Here is a 14,211-nt window from a genome sequence, read left to right as displayed (position 1 = left end):
ACCCCAACCCTCTCCCAGAGGGAGAGGGAGCAAGATCAGGGTGCGGTTACAGCGGTGGCCGCAGCCGGCCACGCCACTTCGCTGGCCACGCGCGGCTTGCCCATGGGGGCGGCGGCCTTGCCGACCTTGATGGCGGCCATGTCGGCTTCGCTCGGGTACTGGTCCAGCAGCCAGTAGTCGAACACGCGGCGCGCGATGGGTGCCGCGGCACCGGCGCCCCAGCCTGCGTTCTCGACGATCACCGCCAGGGCGATCTTCGGATCGTTGACCGGCGCAAAAGCCATGAACAAGGCGTGGTCGCGCTGGTGCTCCTCGAGCGCGCGCGCGTTGTACTTGGTGTTCTGCGCCTGCGTCACGGCCTGCGCAGTGCCCGTCTTGCCGGCCGCCTGGTAGCTGGCGCCGGCGAACACGCCGCGCGCCGTACCGCTGGTGACCACGCTGGTGAGGCCCTCCCGAATGACCGCGACGTTGGCTGCGGTGTAGCCGAGGTTCTCGGCCGGCGGCTGGGGCACTGGCGCCACTTCCCCGCTCACCGTGTTGCGCGTGGCCAGCACCAGATGCGGTTTGTGCTTCATGCCGCCGTCGGCCACGATGGCCGTGGCCTGCGCCAGTTGCAGCATGGTGAAGGTGTTGTAGCCCTGACCGATACCGAGCGAGATGGTCTCGCCCGCATACCATTTCTTCTGCTCCGGCCGCTTGTAGGCGTTGCGCTTCCATTCGGTGCTCGGCAGCACGCCGCGCACTTCGCCGCCCAGGTCGATGCCGGTGATCTGCCCGAAGCCCATCGGTTTCATGAAGTCGTGGATCAAATCCACGCCCATCTCGTTGGCCAGCGAGTAGTAATAGATGTTGCTCGACACCTGGATCGAGCGCCGCATGTCGACGCCGCCCAGGTTTCCTTCGGGGCTGCCGAAGCGGTGCCCGCCGAAATTGAAGTAGCCGGGGTCGTTCACCACCACGTTCGGGCCGCGCTTGCCAGTCTGCAGCGCCGCCAGCGCCATGAAGGGCTTGTAGGTCGAGCCGGGCGGGTAGGTGCCGCGCAGGGCGCGGTTGAGCAGCGGCTTGTCGAGCGATTCGCTGAGCTCTTTCCAGCTTTCGGTGTCGATGCCTTCGACGAACAGGTTGGGGTCGAAGGTCGGCTTGCTCACGAAGGCCAGCACCTCGCCGGTCTTGGGGTCGATGGCCACCAGCGCGCCGCGGCGATCGCCGAACATGTCTTCCACCAGCTTCTGCAGCTTGATGTCGAGCGACAGCATCACGGTGTTGCCGGGGGTGGCCGGATGGCTCGCAAGCCGGCGTATCGCGCGGCCGCCGGCCGAGGTTTCCATCTGCTCGACGCCGGTCTGGCCGTGTAGCGTCTTCTCGTAGCTTTGCTCGATGCCGAGCTTGCCGATGTAGTCGGTGCCCTTGTAGTTGGCCTGGTCTTCCTCGGCCCAGTCTTCCATCGCGGTCTTCTCGCGCTGGTTGATGCGGCCGATGTAGCCGAGCACGTGCGAGGCGATCTCGGCATGCGGGTAGTTGCGGAACAGCCGCGCCTTGATCTCCACGCCCGGGAAGCGGTAGCGCTGCGCCGCGAAACGCGCCACCTCCTCGTCGCTCAGGCGGGTGCGGATCGGAATGGAGTCGAAGCTGCGCGAGTCTTCACGCAGCCGCTTGAAGCGGCGGCGGTCGCGCGGCGAGACCTCGAGCACCTGCGTCAGGCTCTCGATGGTCTCCTCGACGTCGCCCACCTTGGAGGGCGTGATCTCCAGCGTGTAGGCCGAATAGTTCGAGGCCAGCACGATGCCGTTGCGGTCGAGGATGAGGCCGCGGTTGGGCACCACGGGCACGATGGCCGTGCGGTTGCTCTCGGCCTGCTCGGCCAGGTCTTCATGCCGCACCACCTGCAGGTACACCAGCCGCGCGCCGAGCAGGCTGAAGGCGAAGAGCACCACCATGCCGATCACGATCACGCGGCGCTTGAAGCGCGCGAGGTCGGCGGCAACGTTGCGGATCTCGGTCATGGCGGCGTGAGCTTAGGCGCGTGCAAGTGCGATGGCAAATCCAAAGGCAAATGCGAGCTTTGGCTTAAAGAGGACGGTTCTCGTCGGGTTCGGGGGTGCGGCGCTGGGGCGCAAGCAACAGGGCGGTCGCCAAGGGCCACAACACGGCTTCGATGGCCGGCGAGATGAGCACCGTCCAACCCGGAAACACACCGCCGCCGATCATGCGCGTGACGACCTCGATCAGCTGCGAAACTGCAAAGAGCGGCAGCACCTGCAACGCCTGCGACGCCACCGGATACCAGAGCAGGCGCCGGTGGATGGTGATCGCGAAGAAGCCCAGCGTGGTGTAGGACAGCGCGTGCTGGCCCAGCATGGAGGCCTGGTGCACGTCCATGCACAGGCCGAACACGAAGGCTGCGCCAATGCCCACGCGCATCGGCTGGTGCACGCCCCAGAACACGATGGCCAGGGCCAGCAGATCGGGCATCCACGCGGCCCGGCCGATCGGGATCATGTTGATGAGCAGCGCCACCACGAGGCTGGCCCACATGAACAGCGGGCTCACGGGCAGCAGGAGCTGCTGTTGTCCGGGACGCTTGATCATCGGGCGTGCTCCGCGGGTTTCTTCTCGGCCTTGTCGCCCTTGTTGTCCGCCTTGGCGGGCTTGGCCTCTGACTTCTTGCGCACCGCGGCGGCGGGCGCGGCGGGGGGCGGTGCCGAGGGCGTGCCCGTGGGCGCCAGCACCAGCACGTAGCGCGCGGCCGTCACGCGGGCCAGCGGCACGCAGTAGATGCGTGCAAAGGCGGAGTCGGCGCGCCGTTCGATGCGCTCGATCTTCGCCACCGGCAGGCCCGGCGGATAGACGCCGTCGACACCGCTGGTGGAGAGCAGGTCGCCCTCCTGCAGATCGGCATTGGCGGCCATGAAGCGCAGCTCGAGCCCGCCCCCGTGCGCCGACGCGTCGCCGAAGGCCACGCTGCGCACGCCGGTGCGGGTGTTCTGCACCGGGATGGAAAGATCGCGGTCGATCACCAGCGTGATTTCGCTGGTGAAAGGCAGCACCTGCGTCACCTGGCCGAGCACGCCGTGCGCGTCGATCACGGGCGAGCCGGGCGCCACGCCCTGCGTGAGCCCCTGGTCGATGACGATCTTGCGCGTGTACGGATCGGCCGCGTCATAGAGCACCTCGGCCGCGCGGCCCGGCGCCTGGGTGGTCTGGCGCAGTTCGAGCAGCGCGCGCAGCCGCGCGTTGTCCTGCGCCAGCGTGTCGGCCTGGCTCGCGCGCTCGGCCTGCAGCATGAGCGCCTTGCGGGCCTCGTTCTCGTTGCGCTGCGCGGTCTGGAGGTCTTCGAGATAGCGGCCGCCGCCGATCGCCAGCTGCACCGGCTTGAGCGCCAACCATTGCACCGGGTAGAGCACCGCGCCGACGGCGGCGCGAAGGGGCTGCACGAGATGGAAGCGCGCGTCGGCCACCATCAGGAACAGCGCCAGCGCGCCGAAGAAGATCAGCTTGCTCAGCGCCGACTGCCCCTGGTTGAACAGGGGCGGGGCTGTGCGATCGAGCGTGCCCAAGGGCATGGTTCAAGCCTGGCCGTGCAACGTCAGATGGCAAAAAGGCCGGCCTGCGCAAGCAGAGCCGGCCGATGATGGCGGTGACGCATTCACTCGCTCGTGAAAATGCTTCCCAAGCGGTCCATGCGCTCGAGGGCAATGCCGCAACCGCGCACCACGCAGGTCAGCGGGTCTTCGGCCACCAGTACCGGCAGTCCGGTTTCCTCGGCCAGCAGGCGGTCGAGGTCGCGCAGCAGGGCGCCGCCGCCGGTCAGCATCATGCCGCGCTCGGCGATGTCGGCGCCGAGTTCGGGCGGCGTCTGCTCCAGCGCGTTCTTCACGGCCGAGACGATGTTGTTGAGCGGATCGGTCAGGGCTTCCAGCACTTCGTTGCTGCTGATGGTGAAGCTGCGCGGCACGCCTTCGGACAGGTTGCGGCCCTTGACTTCCATCTCCTTGACCTCGGAGCCCGGGAAGGCCGAGCCGATGTTCTTCTTGATGACTTCGGCCGTCGGCTCGCCGATCAGCATGCCGTAGTTGCGGCGGATGTAGTTGATGATGGCTTCGTCGAAGCGGTCGCCGCCGACGCGCACGGAGCCCTTGTAGACCATGCCGCCCAGGCTGATGACGCCCACCTCGGTGGTGCCGCCGCCGATGTCGACCACCATCGAGCCCGAAGCCTCGCTCACGGGCAGGCCGGCGCCGATGGCCGCGGCCATGGGTTCTTCGATGAGGTAGACGGAAGTAGCACCGGCCGCTTCGGCCGCGTCCTTAATGGCGCGACGCTCGACCTGGGTGGAGCCGCAAGGCACGCAGATGATGATTCGCGGGCTGGGCGTGAGCAGCGTGCGCGGGTGCACCATCTTGATGAACTGCTTGATCATCTGCTCGGTGATCACGAAGTCGGCAATCACGCCGTCCTTCATCGGGCGGATCGCCTCGATGTTGCCGGGCACCTTGCCCAGCATTGCCTTGGCCTCGCGGCCGACGGCCTGGATCACCTTCTTGCCGTGGGGGCCGCCTTCGTGGCGGATGGCGACCACCGAGGGTTCGTCCAGCACGATGCCCTTGTTGCGGGCAAATATCAGTGTGTTGGCGGTGCCGAGGTCGATCGCAAGGTCGGTGGAAAAGTACCGACGGAAAGCTCCAAACATGTGCGGAATCCTCTGGAGCACGGCCTGCGCGTCGGCAGGTCGTCGCTCTGTTTTTGGGTCGTGTGACGGGGTGTATTGATCGTTTTTGGCGCAAAAGCCGGCGCGTTCGCGGGGGTTGCGGCAAAGGCGGGATAATACCTGAATCCCCTCTGAATCCCGTGTCAGCACCCCCTCCGGCGTGCATTACCTCCGGTTTTTTTGGCCGGTTTCATCCATGTCCCTTTCCGCTTCAGATATTGCACGCATTGCCTCGCTGGCACGGCTGCAGCTTGCTCCCGACGAAAGCGAGCGCATGCTCAGCCAGATCAACGGCTTCTTTGACCTGGTCGAGCGCATGCGCTCCGTCGACACCACCGGCGTCGAGCCGCTGGCCCACCCGGTGGCGGCCGTCCAGGATGTCACGCTGCGCCTGCGCGACGACGTGGTGAGCGAACCCGACAACCGCGAAGCCAACCAGAAGAGCGCCCCGGCCGTCGAAGCCGGCCTGTTCCTCGTGCCGAAGGTGATCGAATGAGCGGCGAATTGCACCAGTTGGGCGTGGTCGCCCTCGCCAAGGCCCTGGCCGAGCGCAAGGTTTCCGCCGTCGAGACCGCGCAGGTTTTCCTCGGACGCATGAAGGCGCACGAAGCACTGGGTACTTTTGTAGACGTCAACGAGGAGGTCACGCTGGCCCAGGCTCGTGCCGCCGACACCCGGATCGCCAAGGGCAACGCGCCCGCGCTGGCCGGCGTGCCCATTGCGCACAAGGACATCTTCGTCACCACCGATTTCGCCACCACCGCCGGCTCGAAGATGCTCGCGGGCTACCGCTCGCCCTTCGACGCGACCGTGGTGCGCCGCCTGGCCGAGGCCGGCGCGGTCACGCTCGGCAAGCTGAGCTGCGACGAATTCGCGATGGGCTCGGCCAACGAGAACGTCGCCGTGCCCGCCGTGGGCCACGACAAGGCCGTGCCGGTGCAGAACCCCTGGAACCGCGAACACATTCCGGGCGGCTCCTCGGGCGCCAGCGCGGCCGCCGTGGCGGCGCGCCTCGCGCCAGCGGCCACCGGCACCGACACCGGCGGCTCGATCCGCCAGCCGGCCTCGTTCTGCGGCGTCACGGGCATCAAGCCCACCTACGGCCGCGCCTCGCGCTACGGCATGGTGGCCTTCGCATCGAGCCTCGACCAGGCCGGCCCGATGGCCCGCTCGGCCGAAGACTGCGCGCTGCTGCTGTCGGCCTTCTGCGGCCCCGACCTGGACCGCGATTCGACCTCGCTCGACAAGCCCGCCGAGAACTTCGGCCGCTCGCTCGGCGACTCGCTCGAAGGCCTGCGCATCGGCGTGCCGAAGGAGTTCTTCGGCGAAGGCGTCGCGCCCGGCGTGCGCGCCGCCATCGATGCGGCGCTCGCGCAATACGAGAAGCTCGGCGCGAAGCGCGTCGAAGTCACGCTGCCGCTCACCGAGCTGTCGATTCCGGTGTATTACATCCTGGCCGCGGCCGAAGCCTCGAGCAACCTGAGCCGCTTCGACGGCGTCAAGTTCGGCCACCGCGCCAGCCAGTACAAGGATCTGGCCGACATGTACGAGCGCACGCGCGCCGAAGGCTTCGGCGACGAGGTGAAGCGCCGCATCATGATCGGCACCTACGTGCTGTCGCACGGCTACTACGACGCGTACTACCTGCAGGCGCAGAAGGTGCGCCGCATCATTGCCGACGATTTTCAGCAGGCCTTCAAGCAGTGCGACGTGATCGCCGGCCCCGCCGCGCCGACCACTGCCTGGAAGATCGGCGAACACGGCGGCGACCCGGTGGCCGACTATCTCGCCGACATCTTCACGCTGCCCGCGTCGCTGGCCGGCCTTCCCGGCATGAGCGTGCCCGCGGGCTTCGATGCGGGCATGCCCGTGGGCCTGCAATTGATCGGCAACTACTTCGCCGAAGCGAAGCTGCTGAACGCGGCCCACCGCTTCCAGCAGGCCACCGACTGGCACACGCGCACGCCGGAGGGCTTTTAAGATGAGCGAACCCGTGAATACTTTCGAAGCACAGCAACAAGGCCGCCCGACCGGCCCGCTGGTGCGCGGCTATGAAGTCATCATCGGCTTCGAGACGCACGCGCAACTGTCGACCGCGAGCAAGATCTTCAGCCGCGCCTCCACCGCCTTTGGCGCCGAGCCCAACACGCAGGCCTCCGCGGTGGACCTGGCGCTGCCCGGCACGCTGCCGGTGATGAACAAGGGCGCCGTCGAGCGCGCCATCAAGCTGGGCCTGGCGCTCGGCTCGCACATTGCGCCGCGCAGCGTGTTCGCGCGCAAGAACTATTTCTACCCCGACCTGCCCAAGGGCTACCAGATCAGCCAGTACGAGATCCCGGTCGTGCAGGGCGGCTCGGTCTCGTTCTTTCTGGGCGAAGAAAAGAAGACCGTGCGCCTGGTGCGTGCCCACCTCGAGGAAGACGCGGGCAAGTCGCTGCACGAAGACTTCATCGGCCAGAGCGGCATCGACCTGAACCGCGCCGGCACGCCGCTCTTGGAGATCGTGACCGAGCCCGACATGCGCTCCACCGCCGAGGCCGTGGCCTATGCGCGCGAGCTGCACAAGATCGTCACCTGGATCGGCATCTGCGACGGCAACATGCAGGAAGGCAGCTTCCGCTGCGACGCCAACGTGTCGGTGCGCAGGCCCGGCGAAAAGCTCGGCACGCGGCGCGAGATCAAGAACCTGAACAGCTTCAAGTTCATGCAGCAGGCCATCGACTACGAGATCAACTCGCAGATCAACGAGCTGGAAGACGGCCGCAAGATCGAGCAGGCCACCGTGCTGTTCGACCCCGATACCGGCGAGACGCGCACCATGCGCACCAAGGAAGACGCGGCCGACTACCGCTACTTTCCCGACCCGGACCTGCCGCCGCTGGCCATCGAGCCCGAATGGATCGAGCGCGTGCGCGCCACCATGCCCGAACTGCCGCGCGCCATGGCCGAGCGCTACGTGCGCGACCACGGCATGTCGGAATACGACGCGGCGCAGCTCACGCAGAGCCCCGCGCTCGCACGCTACTTCGACGATGCGGTGAAAGCAGGCGCCACTCCCAAGCTCGCAAGCAACTGGATCACCGGCGAGATGGCGCGCCGCCTGAACGCACAGGAAATCGGCATCGAGGCCGCGCCGGTCACGGCGCAGCAACTGGCCCAGCTGGTGAAGCGCATTGCCGACGGCACGCTGCCCAACAACGCCGCGCGCCAGGTGTTCGAGGCGCTCTGGACCGGCGAAGGCAGCGAGGTGGACGCCATCATCGAAGCCAAGGACCTGAAGCCGATGAGCGACACCGGCGCGCTCGACAAGATCCTGGACGAGGTCATCGCCAAGAACCAGAAGAACGTCGACGAATACCGCGCCGGCAAGGAAAAGGCCCTCAACGGCCTCGTGGGCCAGGTCATGAAGGCCAGCGGCGGCAAGGCGAACCCCGCCCAAGTCACCGAACTTCTGAAGGCAAAACTGGCCTGATCGGCCGGCGGCGAGCTACTTGCCGCCGCCGTTCTGGGGGGACCAGATCTGTCTTAAGCGCGCGCGCTCCTCGTCGAAGCGCGCGTTCACGCGCCTCTTCTCGTCTTCCTGCTCGCCGATGAAGCGGTTCTGCACCGCCACGCTCTGCGTGTTGTCCTCGAGCTTGCGGCGCACGGCGCCCGGCGCCTTGCTGACGTCGTGCTTGTAGAACTCGAGCTCCTCCTCGACCTTCTTGCGGTCCTCGGCGAGCTCCTCCAGGCGCTTCCTGGCCGCCTGGATCACCGCATCGATCTGCACCAGCGCCTCGCCCCGCTCGCGGTCATGCACCGTGGCATTGGGATAGCGCACCAGCAGTGCGCGCTCGCGCCGGCGCTCGTCGAGCTGGCGCGCGGCCTGCAGCGCCGCTTCGCGGGCGCGGTCTTCGCGCTCAGCCAACTCGCGGGGGGTATATGTCGGCTCGACGCGCCGGCGCGTGGTGCCGCTCGGATTCAGTTCGCGCTGCTCCCGGTCGGTGCATTCGGCAATCGGACGGTCGGCCGTGAGGGTGCGGCCGCGGGCGTCGGTGCAGGTATAGATACTGGCGGGTGCCTGCGTTGCAGGCTGCGCCGGCACTTCGGCGGGCAACATCAGCAGCACCGCCGCCATCGACAGCAGCAGCGCCGCTGCGGCAAGCGGCCGCACGGTCTGGTTCTCGAGCTTGCGCACAGGCATGGGGGCGGGCCTCAGCGGGCGCCGTAGCGCGCGCGGTAGGCGAGCACGCGCTCCCGGTGCGTACCCAGGTCGGCGGCGGCATGGCTGCCCGACAGGTAGTTCAGGAGGTCGTCGAGCGTGGCAATGGCCACCACCGCCAGGCCCAGCTGGTTGCGCACGTACTGCACCGCGCTGTGGTCCACGTCCACGCCGTTCTCGGTGGCTTTTTCCTGCCGGTCGAGCGCAATGGCGACGGCGTGCGGCGTGGCGCCCGCGGCCTCGATGGCGGCGATCGATTCGCGCACCGCGGTGCCGGCCGACATCACGTCGTCGACGATCAGCACCCGGCCCTTGAGCGGCGCGCCCACCAGGTTGCCGCCTTCGCCGTGCGCCTTGGCTTCCTTGCGGTTGTAGGCAAAGGGGTAGTTGCGGCCGCGCCGGGCCAGTTCGGCGGCCACCGTGGCGCCCAGCGGAATGCCCTTGTAGGCGGGGCCGAAGATCATGTCGAACTCGACACCGCTCTCGATCAGTCGGTCTGCATAGAATCCGGCGAGCCGCGCGATCTTGGCGCCGTCGTCGAAGAGGCCCGAATTGAAGAAATAGGGGCTCAGCCGGCCGGCCTTGGTCTTGAACTCGCCAAAGCGCAGCACGCCCGCGTCGAGTGCAAACTGAACGAAGTCCTGTGCCACCGCACTGCTTTCCACACCATCTACAGCCATCGGAATTTCCTTGTGTTCAAACTGACCAGCCTCAATCTCAATGGCCTGCGTTCGGCCGCCACGAAAGGGGTGGCGGACTGGGTGGCCGAACTTGCGCCGGATTGTATTTGCATGCAGGAAATCCGGGTCCAGGCGAGCGACATCGAGGGCCGCTTCGAAGAAATGGCGGGGCTCAAGGGCCACTTTCATTTCGCCGAGAAAAAAGGCTACGCCGGCACCGCGATCTACACGAAACACGCGCCCAGCGACGTGGTCGTGGGCTGGGGCGACGCCGAATTCGACGCCGAAGGCCGGTATCTCGAACTGCGCTTCGACACGCCGGGGCGCAAGCTGTCGATCATCAGCTGCTACTTTCCGAGCGGAAGCTCGGGCGAGGAGCGGCAGGAAGCCAAGTTCCGGTTCCTGAAGGGCTTCTTCCCGCACCTCGTGGCGCTCAAGAAAAAGCGCGAATTCATCCTCTGCGGCGACATCAACATCGCGCACAAGGAGATCGACCTCAAGAACTGGCGCGGCAACCAGAAGAACAGCGGCTTCCTGCCCGAGGAGCGTGCCTGGATGACGCGGCTGCTCGACGCCGGCACCGACGGTGCGGGCCTGGTCGACGTCTATCGCATGCTCAAGCCTGAGACCACGGCCGAGGCCTACACATGGTGGAGCAACCGCGGCCAGGCCTACGCCAACAACGTGGGGTGGCGGCTCGACTACCACCTGGCCACGCCAGCGCTCGGCGCCCTCGCACGCACCGAGCAGATCTACAAGACCATCAAGTTCAGCGATCACGCGCCCATCACGGTCGAGTACGACTTCAAGCTCTGACGGATCAGCGCGGCGCGGCCGTCTTGCCGGCATGCCGCGCCAGGTGCACCTGGTGCAGCGTGATCTTGCGCACCTCGGCCTGGCTGGTCTCGATGTGCGCGCGCAGCAGCATCGCGGCCTGGTCTCCGCGGTTGGCGCGAACGGCCTTCAGGATCTTCGCGTGCTCGTCGTAGGTGGCGTCGATGCGCGGCTGCTGGGTGAAGTCGAGCCGGCGGATGATGCGGATGCGGTCGGTCACGTCGCTGTGCACGCGCGCCATCTCGGCGTTGCCCGCGGCGGCCACGAGCGCGCAATGAAAAGCCTCGTCCCATTGCGCCACCTGCGCGGTGTCGCTGCTGCGCTGGGCCACCGGCACGAGCCAGATATCGGCCAGCGCATCGAGCAGGCTGCGGTCGACACGGCGGTCGGCTTCGCAGAGGCGATGCACGGCGGTGGTCTCCAGCACCATGCGCAGGTCGTAGAGCTGCTCGAACTGGTCGAAGTCGAAGGGCAGCACGCGCCAGCCGCTGCGGAACAGCACTTCGACGAACCCCTCCTGCTGGAGGCGGAACAGCGCCTGCCGCACGGGCGTGCGCGAGACGCCGAGCCGCTCGCTGATCTCGTTCTCGGTGAAGCGGTCGCCGGGCACGAGGATGAAATCGGCCACGTCGCGCTTGAGCTGCGCGTAGACCTCGTCGGCGCGGGTGCGAAAAACGGTTGTCGCGCCAGCGGCGGGAACGGCGGATGCGGGTGAGGCGGAGCGGGAACGAACGGTAGGCACGTATGGAATAGTAGTCGCTGTCATTGCCCGCCGCGAAGCGCCGCCAAGAGCGCGGCGCTCGGCGCGGTCCAGCCGACGATGCCACCCTGGGCACGGACCATGTCGAGCGTGGCGGCCTTGAAGGCCGGAAAGTAGCTCTCGGTGCAGTCTTCGAGCAAGAGGCAGTCGTAGCCGCGGTCGTTGGCTTCGCGCATCGAGGTCTGCACGCAGACTTCGGTGGTGACGCCGCCGAACAGCAGGTGCGTGATGCCGCGCTGTTGCAGCAGTTCATGCAAGCCGGTGGCATAGAACGCGCCCTTGCCGGGCTTGTCGATGACGATCTCGCCGCCGATGGGGGCGAGCGCCTCGATGATCTGGTTGCCCGGTTCGCCGGCCACGAGAATCCGGCCCATCGGGCCTTCGTCGCCGATGCGCAGCGCAGGGTTGCCGCGGTTGCGTTTGGCGGGCGGGCAATCGGAGAGGTCGGGCTTGTGCGCCTCCCGGGTGTGCACCACGAGGCCGCCTGCTTCCCGCCATGCCTGCAGCGCCGTCTTTGTCGCGGGAACAATCGCTTCGAGCAAGGACACGTCGTTGCCCAGTGTTTCGCCGAAGCCGCCGGGTTCGATGAAGTCGCGCTGCATGTCGATGAGGACCAGGGCGGTGTTCTTGATCTCGAGCTCGTAGGGGAAGGGGGTGGCTTCTTCTATGCGCATGGTGTTGCTCTTTAATTCAAAGGGCCGCTCATGCCGCAGCCTTCAGTGGCTCGTGGTGCCCACCGCCCATGTGCGCCCCGATCACATGCCTTTCGGCGCCCGCGGCCGAGGTCTCGAACACGATCCGTCCCTCGCTCATCACGACGATGCGGTCGGCCAGTTCCAGCAGCTCGTCGAGGTCTTCGCTGATGAGAAGCACCGCCCCGCCCTTCTCGCGCACCTGCACGATGCGCTCGTGGATTTCGGCCACGGCGGCGAAGTCGAGGCCGAACACGGGATTGGCCGCGATCAGCACGTTGATGTCGCCGGCGAGCTCCCGCGCCAGCACCGCGCGCTGCACGTTGCCGCCCGAGAGGCTGCGAATCGCGGCGCCCTCGCCCTGCGTCTTGACGCCGTATTCGGCAATCCACTCGCGCGCGCGGCTGCGCCAGAACGGAAAATTCAACACCCCGCCGCGCGACAACGGGGGTCTGTCGAAATCGCGCAGCGCCATGTTCTCCGCCACACTGAGGTCGCCCACGCAGGCATTGCGCAGCGGCTCCTCGGGCAGGCTGCGCACCTTGAGGCTGCGGTTCTCTGCGCGCCGCGCGCTGTACGCTTGGCCCATGACGCTCACCTTGCCGGCGAGCCGCGGACGCTGCCCGACCAGAGCCTCGACCAGTTCGCGCTGACCGTTGCCCGAGACGCCCGCCACGCCGAGGATTTCACCCGCGCGCACGGAAAGGGCCAGGTCGTGCAGCGCCAAGGTGCCGCGGTCGCCCTGCGCCTTGAGTCCTTCGACCTTCAATGCAATGGGCGCCGCAGCGGGCACGGGCTTTCTGGCGACGGGTGATGCAGCCGGTGCCGAAACCGCAGCGTCCTCGCCGCCCATCATGGCCCCTGCCAACCGCGCAGGGCTCGTGTCCGCCACGCGGCAATGGTGCACCGCCTTGCCGCGGCGCAGCACCGTCACGCTGTCGGCATAGGCCATCACCTCGCGGAACTTGTGCGTGATGATGAGCACGGTGCACAGGCCGCTCTTCGCGAACTCGCGCACGTGGCCGAGCACCTCGTCGGCCTCCTGCGGCGTGAGCACCGAGGTCGGTTCGTCGAGGATCAGGAGGCGCGGCTTCAGGTAGAGCTGCTTGAGCAGTTCGAGCTTCTGCTTTTCGCCCGCCGCAAGCTCCGAGGGCCGCACGTCGAGGTCGAGGCTGAAGGGCGTGGTCGCCAGAAAGGCCTTGAGCTCGGCCCGCTTCGCCTTCCAGTCGATCAGCGCGGGTGTCTTGCCGCCCGCGAGCAGCAGGTTCTCGGCCACCGTCATGCCCGGCGCCAGCGTGAAGTGCTGGTACACCATGCCGATGCCGAGCGCGCGCGCCACGATGGGGTTGGCAATGTCCTGCTCGCGGCCGTCGATCAGGATGCTGCCCTCTTCCGCGCGCTGGAAGCCGGCGACGCACTTCACCAGCGTGCTCTTGCCCGCGCCGTTCTCGCCGAGCAGCGCATGCACCGTGCCGGGCTCCACGCGCATCGTCACGCGGTCCATCGCGGTGAAGGCGCCGAAGCGCTTGGTCAGCTCGTAGGTGTCGAGCGCGAGCGCGCCGCTGCCGCTCGGCAGCGCACCAATGGCGTGGGGGGCGTGCGGGGCATGGGTGGCGGCGGAAGAAGCGGTCATGGCCGCATCAGCCCAGCGCACTCAACAGCGCCTGCGAGGTGGCATGCGCACCGAACACGCCACCCTGCATCGTGATCATCTTCAGCGCCGCCAGGTGGTTGCCATGGTCGGTGGCGGCGGTGCAGTCGGACAACAGCAGGCATTCGAAGCCGCGGTCGTTGGCATCGCGCATCGTCGTGTGCACGCATACGTCGGTGGTGATGCCCGCGAGAATCAGGTTCTCGATGCCGCGCGTGCGCAGGATCAGCTCCAGGTCCGTCGCGTAGAACGAGCCCTTGCCGGGCTTGTCGATCACCACCTCGCCGAACAGCGGCGCGAGTTCCGGAATGATCTCCCAGCCCGGCTCGCCTCGCACCAGGATGCGCCCGCACGGCCCGTCGTCGCCGATGCCCACGCCGCCGGCACCGATCTGCCGCGAGCGCCAGCGCTTGTTGGCGGGCAGGTCGGCCAGGTCCGGCCGATGGCCTTCGCGCGTGTGAATGACGTGATAGCCCAGCGGCCGCAGCGCAGCCAGCGTGCGCGCAATCGGTTGGATCGGTGCCTGCACCAGCGAGAGGTCGTAGCCCATCACGTCGACGTAGCCGCCCTTTCCGCAGAAGTCGGTCTGCATGTCGATGACGATGAGCGCGGTGTTGTCGGGCCGCAGCGCGCCGTTGTAGGGCCAGGCATAAGGCTCGGCGGCAATGTGACGGGCGATCATGGC

General features: G+C 67.4%; 14 protein-coding genes. 4 read left to right on the top strand and 10 right to left on the bottom strand.

Annotated features, from left to right (window positions below; genetic code table 11):
- Positions 1 to 35 precede the first annotated feature (35 nt).
- The 4 genes from mrdA to ACJ7Z0_RS17765 all read right to left on the bottom strand — a co-directional run bounded on the left by mrdA (position 36) and on the right by ACJ7Z0_RS17765 (position 4,690).
- Complete coding sequence (gene mrdA / locus ACJ7Z0_RS17780) at positions 36 to 2,003, bottom strand: penicillin-binding protein 2 (RefSeq protein WP_434790890.1); 1,968 nt, start codon at positions 2,001 to 2,003, stop codon at positions 36 to 38.
- Positions 2,004 to 2,067: 64 nt separating this feature from the next.
- On the bottom strand, positions 2,068 to 2,589 hold the full coding sequence (gene mreD / locus ACJ7Z0_RS17775; protein WP_434790889.1) for a rod shape-determining protein MreD: 522 nt from the start codon (positions 2,587 to 2,589) through the stop codon (positions 2,068 to 2,070).
- Positions 2,586 to 3,563 carry a rod shape-determining protein MreC gene (gene mreC, locus ACJ7Z0_RS17770; RefSeq protein WP_434790888.1) on the bottom strand — a complete coding sequence of 326 codons (978 nt, stop codon included), beginning with the start codon at positions 3,561 to 3,563 and terminating at the stop codon, positions 2,586 to 2,588. Before mreC ends, mreD begins: the two co-directional genes overlap by 4 nt.
- Positions 3,564 to 3,646: 83 nt before the next feature.
- A complete protein-coding gene (locus ACJ7Z0_RS17765) occupies positions 3,647 to 4,690 on the bottom strand; it encodes a rod shape-determining protein (RefSeq protein ID WP_007833435.1) in 1,044 nt (347 codons plus the stop codon).
- A gap of 214 nt (positions 4,691 to 4,904) precedes the next feature.
- On the opposite strand from ACJ7Z0_RS17765, the gene gatC reads away from it, so the two are divergent.
- Genes gatC through gatB form a run of 3 tightly spaced genes read left to right on the top strand, consistent with a single transcriptional unit; the run spans position 4,905 to position 8,180 of the window.
- Positions 4,905 to 5,204, top strand: coding sequence for an Asp-tRNA(Asn)/Glu-tRNA(Gln) amidotransferase subunit GatC (gene gatC / locus ACJ7Z0_RS17760; RefSeq protein ID WP_093021281.1), 300 nt, complete (start codon positions 4,905 to 4,907; stop codon positions 5,202 to 5,204).
- Positions 5,201 to 6,688, top strand: a complete 1,488-nt coding sequence (gene gatA, locus ACJ7Z0_RS17755) for an Asp-tRNA(Asn)/Glu-tRNA(Gln) amidotransferase subunit GatA (protein ID WP_434790887.1) — start codon at positions 5,201 to 5,203, stop codon at positions 6,686 to 6,688. Before gatC ends, gatA begins: the two co-directional genes overlap by 4 nt.
- 1 nt (position 6,689) lies before the next feature.
- Entirely contained in the window at positions 6,690 to 8,180 is a 1,491-nt protein-coding gene (gatB, locus tag ACJ7Z0_RS17750; protein WP_434790886.1) for an Asp-tRNA(Asn)/Glu-tRNA(Gln) amidotransferase subunit GatB, read from the top strand.
- A gap of 15 nt (positions 8,181 to 8,195) precedes the next feature.
- Here gatB and ACJ7Z0_RS17745 read toward each other — a convergent pair whose 3' ends face one another.
- Together ACJ7Z0_RS17745 and pyrE are read right to left on the bottom strand one after the other, a co-directional pair.
- The gene (locus tag ACJ7Z0_RS17745) at positions 8,196 to 8,891 is read right to left on the bottom strand and encodes a DUF4124 domain-containing protein (protein WP_434790885.1); all 696 of its coding nucleotides are present in this window, start codon (positions 8,889 to 8,891) and stop codon (positions 8,196 to 8,198) included.
- 11 nt (positions 8,892 to 8,902) lie between these two features.
- The gene (gene pyrE / locus ACJ7Z0_RS17740) at positions 8,903 to 9,589 is read right to left on the bottom strand and encodes an orotate phosphoribosyltransferase (protein WP_434790884.1); all 687 of its coding nucleotides are present in this window, start codon (positions 9,587 to 9,589) and stop codon (positions 8,903 to 8,905) included.
- Positions 9,590 to 9,601: 12 nt separating this feature from the next.
- On the opposite strand from pyrE, the gene ACJ7Z0_RS17735 reads away from it, so the two are divergent.
- On the top strand, positions 9,602 to 10,405 hold the full coding sequence (locus ACJ7Z0_RS17735) for an exodeoxyribonuclease III (RefSeq protein ID WP_434790883.1): 804 nt from the start codon (positions 9,602 to 9,604) through the stop codon (positions 10,403 to 10,405).
- 4 nt (positions 10,406 to 10,409) lie between these two features.
- On the opposite strand, the gene ACJ7Z0_RS17730 is transcribed toward ACJ7Z0_RS17735, so the two are convergent.
- The 4 genes from ACJ7Z0_RS17730 to biuH are packed head-to-tail and all read right to left on the bottom strand — an operon-like array spanning position 10,410 to position 14,208.
- Positions 10,410 to 11,189, bottom strand: coding sequence for a GntR family transcriptional regulator (locus ACJ7Z0_RS17730; protein ID WP_434790882.1), 780 nt, complete (start codon positions 11,187 to 11,189; stop codon positions 10,410 to 10,412).
- Positions 11,186 to 11,857, bottom strand: coding sequence for a cysteine hydrolase family protein (locus tag ACJ7Z0_RS17725; RefSeq protein ID WP_434790881.1), 672 nt, complete (start codon positions 11,855 to 11,857; stop codon positions 11,186 to 11,188). The genes ACJ7Z0_RS17730 and ACJ7Z0_RS17725 overlap by 4 nt, the downstream gene beginning before the upstream one ends.
- Before the next feature lie 28 nt (positions 11,858 to 11,885).
- Positions 11,886 to 13,508: an ABC transporter ATP-binding protein gene (locus ACJ7Z0_RS17720; protein ID WP_434790880.1), complete on the bottom strand. Its 1,623-nt coding sequence runs from the start codon at positions 13,506 to 13,508 to the stop codon at positions 11,886 to 11,888.
- Between the two features lie 7 nt (positions 13,509 to 13,515).
- Entirely contained in the window at positions 13,516 to 14,208 is a 693-nt protein-coding gene (gene biuH / locus ACJ7Z0_RS17715) for a biuret amidohydrolase (protein ID WP_434790879.1), read from the bottom strand.
- Positions 14,209 to 14,211 lie beyond the last annotated feature (3 nt).

Source organism: Variovorax palleresanus, assembly GCF_051144945.1.
GTDB lineage: Bacteria > Pseudomonadota > Gammaproteobacteria > Burkholderiales > Burkholderiaceae_C > Variovorax > Variovorax paradoxus_S.
This window is presented reverse-complemented; position numbering and strand designations above follow the sequence as displayed.

Excerpts from the sequence above, each read along its gene's own strand:
- ACJ7Z0_RS17745 (WP_434790885.1), bottom strand. The coding sequence starts at position 8,891 with ATGCCTGTGCGCAAGCTCGAGAACCAGACCGTGCGGCCGCTTGCCGCA.
- ACJ7Z0_RS17725 (WP_434790881.1), bottom strand. The coding sequence starts at position 11,857 with ATGCGCATAGAAGAAGCCACCCCCTTCCCCTACGAGCTCGAGATCAAG.
- ACJ7Z0_RS17730 (WP_434790882.1), bottom strand. The coding sequence starts at position 11,189 with ATGACAGCGACTACTATTCCATACGTGCCTACCGTTCGTTCCCGCTCC.
- gatB (WP_434790886.1), top strand. The coding sequence starts at position 6,690 with ATGAGCGAACCCGTGAATACTTTCGAAGCACAGCAACAAGGCCGCCCG.
- ACJ7Z0_RS17765 (WP_007833435.1), bottom strand. The coding sequence starts at position 4,690 with ATGTTTGGAGCTTTCCGTCGGTACTTTTCCACCGACCTTGCGATCGAC.
- ACJ7Z0_RS17720 (WP_434790880.1), bottom strand. The coding sequence starts at position 13,508 with ATGACCGCTTCTTCCGCCGCCACCCATGCCCCGCACGCCCCCCACGCC.
- mreD (WP_434790889.1), bottom strand. The coding sequence starts at position 2,589 with ATGATCAAGCGTCCCGGACAACAGCAGCTCCTGCTGCCCGTGAGCCCG.
- mreC (WP_434790888.1), bottom strand. The coding sequence starts at position 3,563 with ATGCCCTTGGGCACGCTCGATCGCACAGCCCCGCCCCTGTTCAACCAG.
- gatC (WP_093021281.1), top strand. The coding sequence starts at position 4,905 with ATGTCCCTTTCCGCTTCAGATATTGCACGCATTGCCTCGCTGGCACGG.
- pyrE (WP_434790884.1), bottom strand. The coding sequence starts at position 9,589 with ATGGCTGTAGATGGTGTGGAAAGCAGTGCGGTGGCACAGGACTTCGTT.
- gatA (WP_434790887.1), top strand. The coding sequence starts at position 5,201 with ATGAGCGGCGAATTGCACCAGTTGGGCGTGGTCGCCCTCGCCAAGGCC.
- mrdA (WP_434790890.1), bottom strand. The coding sequence starts at position 2,003 with ATGACCGAGATCCGCAACGTTGCCGCCGACCTCGCGCGCTTCAAGCGC.
- biuH (WP_434790879.1), bottom strand. The coding sequence starts at position 14,208 with ATGATCGCCCGTCACATTGCCGCCGAGCCTTATGCCTGGCCCTACAAC.